Origin of the sequence: Bacteroides faecis MAJ27, from assembly GCF_900106755.1 — a bacterium.
Lineage (GTDB): Bacteria > Bacteroidota > Bacteroidia > Bacteroidales > Bacteroidaceae > Bacteroides > Bacteroides faecis.
Genome location: NZ_FNNN01000052.1, coordinates 1 through 10,704 on the forward strand (window position 1 = coordinate 1; position 10,704 = coordinate 10,704).

The 10,704-nt window shown below is 41.5% G+C and carries 10 protein-coding genes; 9 read left to right on the forward strand and 1 reads right to left on the reverse strand.

What is annotated here, in order from left to right:
* The first annotated feature begins 202 nt into the window (after positions 1-202).
* Complete coding sequence (locus BLW31_RS23225) at positions 203-1,456, forward strand: Nramp family divalent metal transporter (protein ID WP_010538323.1); 1,254 nt, start codon at positions 203-205, stop codon at positions 1,454-1,456.
* A 30-nt stretch (positions 1,457-1,486) separates the two neighbouring features.
* The gene (locus BLW31_RS23230) at positions 1,487-2,251 is read left to right on the forward strand and encodes an exodeoxyribonuclease III (RefSeq protein WP_010538322.1); all 765 of its coding nucleotides are present in this window, start codon (positions 1,487-1,489) and stop codon (positions 2,249-2,251) included.
* A gap of 43 nt (positions 2,252-2,294) precedes the next feature.
* On the opposite strand, the gene BLW31_RS23235 is transcribed toward BLW31_RS23230, so the two are convergent.
* Positions 2,295-2,702 (reverse strand): secondary thiamine-phosphate synthase enzyme YjbQ, encoded by a 408-nt coding sequence (locus BLW31_RS23235; RefSeq protein WP_010538321.1) that lies wholly within the window; start codon positions 2,700-2,702, stop codon positions 2,295-2,297.
* A gap of 76 nt (positions 2,703-2,778) precedes the next feature.
* Between BLW31_RS23235 and BLW31_RS23240 the strand changes: the two genes are divergently transcribed.
* From BLW31_RS23240 to BLW31_RS23270, 7 genes are all read left to right on the forward strand, one after another.
* On the forward strand, positions 2,779-3,237 hold the full coding sequence (locus tag BLW31_RS23240; protein WP_029425585.1) for a C-GCAxxG-C-C family protein: 459 nt from the start codon (positions 2,779-2,781) through the stop codon (positions 3,235-3,237).
* Between the two features lie 155 nt (positions 3,238-3,392).
* The gene (locus BLW31_RS23245) at positions 3,393-3,593 is read left to right on the forward strand and encodes a winged helix-turn-helix domain-containing protein (protein WP_008761257.1); all 201 of its coding nucleotides are present in this window, start codon (positions 3,393-3,395) and stop codon (positions 3,591-3,593) included.
* 129 nt (positions 3,594-3,722) lie between these two features.
* Positions 3,723-5,504, forward strand: a complete 1,782-nt coding sequence (gene lepA / locus BLW31_RS23250; protein ID WP_010538319.1) for a translation elongation factor 4 — start codon at positions 3,723-3,725, stop codon at positions 5,502-5,504.
* A 141-nt stretch (positions 5,505-5,645) separates the two neighbouring features.
* Complete coding sequence (locus tag BLW31_RS23255) at positions 5,646-6,824, forward strand: cation:proton antiporter family protein (RefSeq protein ID WP_010538318.1); 1,179 nt, start codon at positions 5,646-5,648, stop codon at positions 6,822-6,824.
* Positions 6,825-6,869: 45 nt separating this feature from the next.
* Positions 6,870-8,189 (forward strand): Na+/H+ antiporter NhaA, encoded by a 1,320-nt coding sequence (nhaA, locus tag BLW31_RS23260; protein ID WP_022301529.1) that lies wholly within the window; start codon positions 6,870-6,872, stop codon positions 8,187-8,189.
* A gap of 219 nt (positions 8,190-8,408) precedes the next feature.
* Positions 8,409-8,777 carry a BlaI/MecI/CopY family transcriptional regulator gene (locus BLW31_RS23265; RefSeq protein ID WP_010538316.1) on the forward strand — a complete coding sequence of 123 codons (369 nt, stop codon included), beginning with the start codon at positions 8,409-8,411 and terminating at the stop codon, positions 8,775-8,777.
* A 70-nt stretch (positions 8,778-8,847) separates the two neighbouring features.
* Positions 8,848-10,494 (forward strand): M56 family metallopeptidase, encoded by a 1,647-nt coding sequence (locus BLW31_RS23270; RefSeq protein WP_010538315.1) that lies wholly within the window; start codon positions 8,848-8,850, stop codon positions 10,492-10,494.
* The last annotated feature ends 210 nt before the right edge of the window (positions 10,495-10,704 follow it).

Below are 10,704 nucleotides of genomic sequence, written 5' to 3' on the forward strand. Positions count from 1 at the left end.
CAAATGAATCAGAAAAAAGCATCATAAGCAAAAGAAAATATAGCAGGACTGTAAAACGTAAAAAAAAGGTTGTGCCAACGTTTTGACACAACCTCTTTTTTTGTTTGCCGTGCCTTTCCCTATTTGTCGGTATTTTGAACCAAAATCAATCCTCGGTCGTTATTTATAAGTATATTTGTGCTGAATAAACTATTATGCAATGATGAAGAATATTTTTCAAGATTTAAAACGGAAAGATCATAAACGCTATTTAGGCGGACTGGATGTTTTTAAATATATTGGTCCCGGACTTTTGGTAACTGTCGGATTTATTGATCCGGGAAACTGGGCATCTAATTTTGCTGCGGGTTCCGAATTCGGGTACTCACTCCTTTGGGTGGTTACATTATCCACCATCATGCTGATTGTCCTCCAACATAATGTGGCTCACTTAGGCATTGTCACAGGGCTTTGCCTTTCGGAAGCTGCTACTAAATATACTCCTAAATGGGTGTCCCGTCCTATTCTGGGTACAGCAGTATTGGCTTCTATCTCTACTTCGCTGGCTGAGATTCTGGGAGGGGCCATCGCATTGGAGATGTTATTTGATATGCCTATAATGTGGGGGGCGGTGCTGACCACTCTTTTTGTTTCCATCATGCTTTTTACCAATTCCTATAAAAAAATAGAGCGTTCTATCATTGCTTTTGTTTCAGTGATTGGTCTCTCGTTCATTTATGAGTTGTTTTTGGTAGAAATAGACTGGCCGGCTGCAACGATGGGTTGGGTGACACCTTCTTTTCCAAAGGGAAGTATGCTGATTATAATGAGTGTGCTGGGAGCGGTTGTGATGCCCCATAATCTGTTCCTGCATTCGGAGGTAATCCAGAGTCATGAGTATAATAAGAAAGATGACGCGTCCATCAAGAAAGTTTTGAAATATGAGTTGTTCGATACTCTTTTCTCTATGATTGTCGGCTGGGCAATTAATAGTGCTATGATTCTGCTGGCTGCTGCCACCTTCTTTAAAAGTGGTATCCAGGTGGAAGAATTGCAACAGGCTAAATCATTGCTCGAACCTTTGCTGGGCAGTAATGCTGCAATCGTATTTGCATTGGCTCTGTTGATGGCAGGTATTTCGTCTACCATAACAAGTGGAATGGCAGCAGGTTCTATCTTTGCCGGTATCTTCGGAGAATCCTATCACATCAAAGACAGCCACTCGCAGGTGGGGGTAATCCTGTCGCTGGGAATTGCGCTGTTACTGATTTTCTTTATTGGCGATCCTTTCAAGGGATTATTGATCTCGCAGATGATATTGAGTATCCAGTTGCCTTTTACGGTATTCCTGCAGGTAGGGCTGACTTCATCCCGAAAAGTAATGGGAAATTATGTCAATAGTCGTTGGAGCACTTTTGTGTTGTATGCTATTGCTGTTATTGTTTCGGTATTGAATATCATGCTGTTATTTTCATAAAACGAACATGAATCTATAAAATATAAGATGATGAAGATTATTACTTATAATGTGAATGGGCTTCGTGCTGCTGTTTCTAAAGGTTTGCCGGAATGGCTGGTACAGGAGAATCCGGATGTTCTTTGTCTGCAAGAGACAAAACTGCAACCGGACCAATATCCGGCAGAAGTGTTTGAAGCTTTGGGCTATAAGTCTTATCTCTATTCTGCGCAGAAGAAGGGATATAGCGGTGTGGCAATCCTCACAAAGCAGGAGCCCGACCATGTGGAATATGGTATGGGAATAGAAGCGTATGATAATGAAGGGCGCTTCATCCGTGCAGATTTTGGTGACTTGTCTGTAGTCAGTGTTTACCACCCTTCGGGAACGAGTGGAGACGAACGGCAGGCATTTAAAATGGTGTGGCTGGAAGACTTTCAGAAATATGTGACAGAACTGCGCAAGACTCGTCCCAACCTCATCCTCTGCGGTGACTATAATATTTGTCATGAGCCGATTGATATCCATGATCCTGTCCGTAACGCAACAAACAGTGGCTTTTTACCGGAAGAACGGGAATGGATGACCCGCTTCCTATCAGCAGGATTTATTGATTCTTTCCGTCTGCTTTATCCGGAAAAGCAGGAATATACCTGGTGGAGCTATCGTTTTAATTCGCGCGCCAAGAATAAAGGCTGGCGGATTGATTATTGCATGACCAGTGAGCCGGTACGTCCGTTGCTGAAAAGCGCAAGCATACTGAATGGGGCTGTTCATTCAGATCATTGTCCGATGGCTTTGGAAATAGAACGCTGATTTTCCTTAAAGACGGGACGGTAACGCAATTTTATTGGAAATATTACAGGATAGTAATACTCAATTTACGGGTGTCTCCTCCATCGCGAAACTCGCAGAGGTAGACACCTTGCCATGTTCCGAGGTTCAGACGGTGATTTTTAATGGGGATCGTGACGGAACTACCCACCAGAGAAGCCTTGATGTGAGCGCTCATGTCGTCCGGCCCTTCAAGCGTATGAATGAAGTAGGGAGCACCGTCGGGAACCAGTTTATTGAAGAAAGTCTGGAAATCGTGGCGAACATCTGGATCTGCGTTCTCATTGATAGTCAGTCCCGCCGAAGTATGTTTGATAAAGACCACCAGCAGACCACTTTCGGGAAGTGCCGGCAGTTGGGAAACGATGTCACGCGTGATCAGATGAAATCCGCGTGAGTAATGCGGTAGTTGAATATCAAATGTTGTAGCCATAACTTTCTTTGGTTAATAAAACGGCTGCAAAGATACTTTTTTATACTTTTGCATGAAAATAAAAACAGAAAATAGCATGGAAGATAGAATACAAAAAGCTGTAGAGCTTTTTAAGAGTGGATATAACTGCTCGCAGTCTGTAGTAGCTGCATTTGCCGATATGTATGGTTTCACTCAAGAACAGGCGGTACGCATGTCTGCCTCTTTTGGCGGAGGTATCGGGCGGATGCGCGAGACTTGTGGAGCTGCTTGCGGCCTCTTCCTGGTAGCCGGGCTGGAAACCGGGGCTACCGAGGCGACAGATCGTGAGGGAAAAGCTGCCAATTATGCAGTAGTGCAGGAACTGGCTGCCGAATTTAAAAAACGTAACGGGTCGCTGATTTGTGGAGAATTGTTGGGATTGAAGAAAAAAGATCCGATTTCTACTATTCCCGAAGAACGTAATACTCAATATTATAGCAAACGCCCGTGTGCTAAAATGGTAGAAGAAGCGGCAAGAATTTGGGTAGAATACCTCGAAAAACACCCTAAATAAGGGGGAAAATGCTTTTTTATTACAAAATCAGCAAAAAAATACTCAACAAAGTGTTATATAACATAAAAATAACTATCTTTGTCCCCGAAATAAAATCTGAAAGCTTTCGGGCCGGATGATTTTTAAAGCATGTCTAACTATAATTTCAAAAGCAAATGTTGAAAGAAAAAGCAGGTGTAATTGCAGGTAATATCTGGAATGCACTGAATGAAACAGAAGGAATGACTGCCAAGCAACTGAAAAAAGCAACTAAATTGGTTGACAAAGATTTGTTCCTCGGCCTTGGCTGGTTATTGAGAGAAGATAAAGTTTCTGCTGAAGAAGTAGAAGGTGAACTCTTCATCAAATTGATCTAAGCGAGTAACTCACTTAAGCAATAAAAAAATGCGTTGGTACATTGTTATAATGTTATCAACGCATTTTTTTATATTCCGTCATTTACGTATCTTTGCACACCAAAAAGATAAAAATAATAAGAATTCAGAATGAAGAATATACGCAACTTCTGCATTATTGCCCACATTGACCATGGTAAATCGACCTTGGCAGACCGCTTGTTGGAGTTTACCAACACTATTCAGGTGACTAACGGGCAGATGCTTGATGATATGGATTTGGAGAAGGAAAGAGGTATTACCATCAAGAGCCATGCTATCCAGATGGAATACAACTATAAGGGTGAAAAATATATCCTTAACCTGATTGACACTCCGGGACACGTGGACTTTTCGTATGAGGTATCCCGTTCCATTGCCGCTTGCGAAGGTGCGCTGCTTATTGTAGACGCATCGCAGGGAGTACAGGCACAGACTATCTCCAATCTGTATATGGCTATCGAGCATGATCTCGAAATTATCCCTATTATCAATAAATGCGATATGGCAAGTGCCATGCCCGAGGAAGTAGAGGATGAAATCGTAGAATTGCTGGGCTGCAAACGTGATGAGATTATCCGTGCATCCGGCAAGACAGGAATGGGGGTAGAAAAAATCCTTTCTGCTGTGATCGAACGTATCCCGCATCCCGAAGGTGATGAGGAAGCTCCGTTGCAGGCATTGATTTTCGACTCTGTATTTAATTCTTTCCGTGGTATCATCGCTTATTTCAAGATTGAAAACGGAGTGATCCGCAAAGGTGATAAAGTAAAGTTCTTCAATACCGGAAAAGAGTATGATGCAGATGAAGTAGGCGTACTGAAAATGGAGCTGGTTCCACGTAACGAACTTCGTACGGGAGATGTAGGTTACATTATATCGGGTATCAAGACTTCGAAAGAGGTGAAAGTGGGAGATACCATTACCCATGTAGCCCGTCCGTGTGATAAAGCTATCGCAGGTTTTGAGGAAGTAAAGCCGATGGTATTTGCCGGAGTCTATCCGATTGAGGCGGAAGATTTTGAAGATCTGCGTGCTTCTTTGGAGAAATTGCAGTTGAATGATGCTTCCCTGACTTTCCAGCCGGAATCTTCACTGGCGCTGGGCTTCGGTTTCCGTTGCGGATTCCTCGGATTGCTTCATATGGAAATTGTGCAGGAACGTCTCGACCGTGAATTTGATATGAATGTGATTACTACCGTGCCTAACGTATCTTATAATATATATGATAAGCAAGGCAATATGAGAGAAGTGCATAATCCCGGTGGTATGCCTGATCCGACTTTGATCGATCATATTGAAGAACCTTATATCAAAGCGTCCATTATCACGACTACCGATTATATTGGTCCGATCATGACCCTCTGTCTGGGTAAACGTGGGGAACTCCTCAAACAAGAGTATATTTCAGGCAATCGTGTGGAAATATATTATAACATGCCTTTGGGAGAAATTGTGATTGACTTCTATGACCGTTTGAAGAGTATTTCAAAAGGATATGCGTCGTTCGACTATCATCCCAATGGTTTCCGTCCTTCCAAGTTGGTAAAATTGGATATCATGTTGAATGGTGAACCGGTTGATGCGCTTTCTACGCTGATTCACTTTGATAACGCATACGATATGGGACGCCGGATGTGTGAGAAACTGAAAGAATTAATTCCTCGCCAGCAGTTTGAAATCGCTATTCAGGCAGCTATCGGGGCTAAGATTATAGCTCGTGAAACCATTAAGGCAGTTCGTAAGGATGTAACTGCAAAATGTTATGGCGGTGACGTAAGCCGTAAACGTAAACTGCTTGAAAAGCAGAAAAAAGGTAAAAAACGAATGAAACAAATCGGTAACGTGGAAGTGCCGCAGAAAGCCTTCCTCGCTGTACTGAAGCTGGATTAAAAGACGAACCGCAAGCGATTTTTCAGAGAGATATTCTGAACAAATCGGCTTGCGGTTAGTTTTTTAATACACCAGGTGATTGCCTTCTGTCTGCAGAGCTTTCCTTGGCAATCGTCTTTTTTGAAACAAACAACTATAAATATGAGAAAAGTTCTGTCTTTTTCGGGCTTCCTGATGTTGGGGCTCGTCATTTCACAATTCCTTCCGATGATAGCGGGAGAAGGATATGGAGCCGTTAAGGTCCTGTCGAATATACTACTTTATGTATGTCTTAGTTTTATAATGATTAATGTGGGGCGGGAATTTGTGCTCGACAAAGTCCGCTGGAAAAGTTATGCCGAGGATTACTTTATAGCGATGGCTACAGCCGCCTTACCTTGGTTTATGATTGCTATCTATTACGTATTCGTACTTCTTCCGCCTGATTACTGGAACAGTTGGGAGGCTTGGAAAGAAAACCTGTTGTTAAGCCGTTTTGCTGCGCCTACGTCAGCCGGCATTTTATTTACGATGTTGGCGGCTATCGGTTTGAAGTCGAGCTGGATATATAAGAAGATTCAGGTTTTGGCTATTTTTGACGACTTGGATACGATTATTCTGATGATCCCCCTTCAGATAATGATGATTGGTTTGCGCTGGCAATTGATTATTGTAGTGGTCATTGTATTTATGTTGCTGTCTGTCGGTTGGCGGCAGTTGAATAAATATAATTGGCGGCAGGACTGGAAGGCTATTCTTTTCTACTCCGTTATCATATTTCTGGCTACGCAGATACTTTATCTTGGCAGTAAAGAACTGTACGGAGAGGAAGGAAGCATCCATATCGAAGTACTGTTACCGGCATTTGTATTGGGTATGATCATGAAGCACGAAGAGCATGACACCCCTGTGGAACGGAAAGTCTCTACCGGAATTTCCTTCCTGTTTATGTTCCTGGTAGGAATGAGTATGCCTCATTTTATCGGAGTCAACTTTGCGGAAACTCATGCAGGTACTCATTCGGTGACAGGTTCGCAGGAAATGATGTCATGGGGGATGATTTTGTTCCATGTTGTCATAGTCTCTTTCTTGTCGAATATAGGAAAACTTTGTCCGATGTTCTTCTATCGTGACCGGAAGTTGAGCGAACGACTGGCTCTTTCTATTGGTATGTTCACTCGTGGAGAGGTAGGTGCCGGAATTATATTTATTGCATTAGGTTATAATCTCGGAGGTCCGGCATTGGTAATCTCTGTGCTTACATTGGTATTGAACCTTATTTTGACGGGCATATTTGTTCTTTGGGTGAAAAACCTGGCTTTAAGGAGCTATAATGATTGAGAAAATCCGTATATTGCGAATCTAATACTATAAACACTTTTCATTATGACAATTTTGCGTACTATGCGAAATTTCTCGTCAATGAATATTGCGGCGAGTATCCTCTTGTTTGTAGCGGCAATTGCAGCTGCTATTATCGCTAATTCTCCGGTAGCTCCGGTTTATCAGGAGTTCCTCTTGCATGAGCTTCATTTGCAGATTGGTGATTTTAATCTGCTTTCGCATGGTGGAGAGAATCTGCGGATGATTGAGTTCATCAATGATGGACTGATGACTATATTTTTCTTATTGGTAGGGTTGGAGATTAAGCGGGAGTTATTAGTGGGTGAACTTTCTTCTTTCCGCAAAGCAGCGCTTCCCTTTATTGCTGCTTGTGGGGGGATGCTGCTGCCGGTGCTCGTTTTTATGTCAATTTGTCCTCCGGGTAGTGAGGGAGGGCAGGGGCTGGCTATTCCAATGGCGACGGATATTGCTTTCTCGTTAGGAGTCTTGAGTTTGTTGGGAAGTCGCGTTCCGTTGAGTCTGAAGATATTTCTGACGGCTTTTGCAGTGGTTGATGATATTGGAGGTATTCTCGTAATTGCTATTTTCTATAGTTCGCATGTGTCGTATGGATACATTCTGGTAGCTGTCTTACTTTACATTCTACTTTATTTTATAGGTAAGCGTGGTGCGACGAATAAGATTTTCTTTTTAGTGATTGGTGTCGTTATATGGTATTTATTTTTGCAATCGGGTATCCATAGTACTATTTCGGGAGTTATTCTGGCTTTTGTTATTCCGGCGAAGCCTCGTCTGGATGTAGGGAAATACATTGAGCATATTCGTCATACAATCGCAGGTTTCCCAGTGATGGAATCGGGAAGTATTGTGTTAACTAATGAGCAGATTGCCAAACTGAAAGAGGTTGAATCAGCTTCCGACCGTGTTATTAGCCCCCTTCAGTCTTTTGAAGATAATTTGCATGGAGCTGTCAATTATTTGATCCTTCCGTTGTTTGCCTTTGTCAATGCCGGCGTCGTCTTTAGTGGTGGCGGCGAGTTGGTAGGAGATGTAGGTATTGCAGTAGCAGCAGGCTTATTGTTCGGAAAGTTTGCAGGAATTTACTTCTTTACTTGGTTGGCTATAAAGATAAAACTGACTCCGATGCCGCCGGGTATGACTTGGACGAATCTTTCCGGTATCGCTCTTTTGGGAGGGATTGGTTTTACGGTGTCACTTTTTATTGCCAATCTTTCTTTTGGAGCAAACTTTCCTATTCTATTGAATCAGGCTAAGTTCGGAGTGCTGTCAGGAACTATTCTCTCAGGCTTATTGGGGTATATTGTTCTATGGATAGTATTACCTGCCCGAAGGCGGAAATAATAATTCAAAAATAATAGAATTAGGCATATCGGATATTTATCAGATGATATGCCTTTTTTATTGTATATATAATAAGGTGAAAAATATATCTACTAATAATATTAGTTAAACAACTGCATTAATTAGTAGATTAACTAATGTGATTAGTTGTTTGTTCGAATAATAGTATTATATTTGTGCCATTGTAAGAACTAAATAATATATTCAACTATGAAACAGATGAAACGATTGACCACGAAAGAGGAAGAGATTATGTGTATATTCTGGGAACATGGACCTATGTTTGTTCGTGAGCTTCTATCATTCTATGATGAGCCGAAACCGCATTACAATACTGTTTCTACCCTTGTACGGGGGCTGGAAGAGAAGGGCTTTGTAGGATATAAAGCCTATGGAAATACCTACCAGTATTATGCGCTTATTTCAGAAAAGGAGTATAAAAGTTCGGCACTCAAAGAAGTTGTTTCCCAATATTATAATAACTCCTATATCAATGTAGTGTCTTCTTTTATTGAAGAAGAAGGCATGTCGGTTGATGAACTTAAAGCATTGATAGAGTATATAGAGCAAGGCAAAAAGAAGAATTAATCTCTCTGTAGTCTGTCAGACAGATACGGATTTTATTCTATAGACAAATAACTTTTAATCTGAAAACACAATGGGAGCCTTTTTATTCTATCTGCTGAAATCCGGATGTTGCTTGGTGATCTTTTATATTTTCTTTAAGCTGATGATGAGTCGGAGTACTTTTTTCCGTTTCAATCGTATTACTTTGTTAGTCGGATTGTCAGGATGTACTTTGCTTCCACTTATAGAGCTGACAACTACTGAAGAGACATTTTTGCATACCCCTCTGTATGCCATTCACGAGATTTTGCAAAGTACGGAGCAGGTCATGTCAAATCCGGAAGAGCCGGGAAACGAGATTCTCCTGTCTGAAAAGAATACGGAAATCTCATCTTTGAATTGGATTCCTGTAACTTTGGGGACTATATATGGAGCAGGAGCTTTGTTGACATTTGTCTGGTTGTCTGTGTCTACCTGCCGTTTGGCTCAGTTAATTCGCATGTCAGAGAAAAAACGGTATGGAAACTATATATTGGTGATTCCCCGGCAGCCGATTGCTTCGTTTAGTTGGGGCAGATACATTGTTGTTTCAGCATCTGATTATTCCCGGCAGTCCGAAGAAGTACTCCTCCATGAAATGATGCATTTACGAAATCATCACACATTGGATTTATTGTTTATGCAGATTTTCCTGCTTGTTCATTGGTTTAATCCTGTTATATGGCTACTCAAACGGGAGTTGCAGGAAATACATGAATTTGAAGCCGATAATGGCGTAATTAATACAGGCGTCGATGCAACTAAATATCAATTATTACTGGTGAAAAAAGCTGTTGGCACAAGGCTCTACTCTATGGCTAATGGCTTTAATCACTCTAAACTTAAAAAACGTATCACTATGATGTTAAAAGAAAGAACCAATCGTTGGGCACGATTGAAGCTATTGCTTGCCGTGCCTGTAATGGCTGGCGCACTTTATGTGTTCGCACAGCCGGAAGTGAAAGAAATACCGCAGCAGATTCAGACTGAAATTCAGCAGGATAAAGCGGATGATTATGTGTCTTTGATGATTTTCTTCAGAAAGGAAGAAGAGAAGTATAGTAAACTGGTCAATGGATCGAATCCACCTTCCCGGGTAAAGGAGAAGCAGGCTCACCAGCTTTTGGTTAATGCCGATAATAAGGTGTTGTTCGATGGCAAATTTACCTCGATGGATGAGTTGAAGTCTGCTATTATAAAGAACTTGTTGAAGTCATGGGAGGAAAGTAGCAGGCAAGATGCTCAGGTTGTTTTCTTTCAGTATGATCGCGGAACTGAAATTGCTGCAATTACCACTATCCTCAAAGAAGCGAAAGGGGCATTTGAGCAAATACGTGCTGATCTGTCAGTTACATCAACAGATAAGAGTAAAGAGCATCTTGACCGCTTGTTTCCGATTCTTTTAATAGAAGGGGCTCCGAAAAAATATGGATTAAAGGAACTTCCAGTGGAGGAAAGAATCAGTGGCATTGTGGTAACGATTCACACTTCGGAAGGACGGGAAGTAGTTAAGGATTTTACTTTAACAGAGTTGAAACAGAAAGTCACTGCTGCACGTGCGAAGCAAGCTGATCCGGAAAGTTTGGTTGTTGGCCTCAAGATAGAGAAGGGGTGCAAGATAGGATTCGTGACAGATGTCAAGCAAGTACTGCGGGAAGCTAGTGCTCTCAAGATAACATATAACTCAACTGATGGCTGATAAATTTTGATATAGTGTCACTATATAGTTAGTATAGTGACACTATCCAATCTGCATAGTTACACTATCCCGACCGGATAGTGACACCATTTTAAAAGTTTGATAATGGCTATTTGGGACTATCCATCTGATTGTGTAAATAGAAAACTACGGGATTTTTCTCGTAGTTTTTTTATTTATGTATTAACTTTGTAAAAATCAGATTTAATG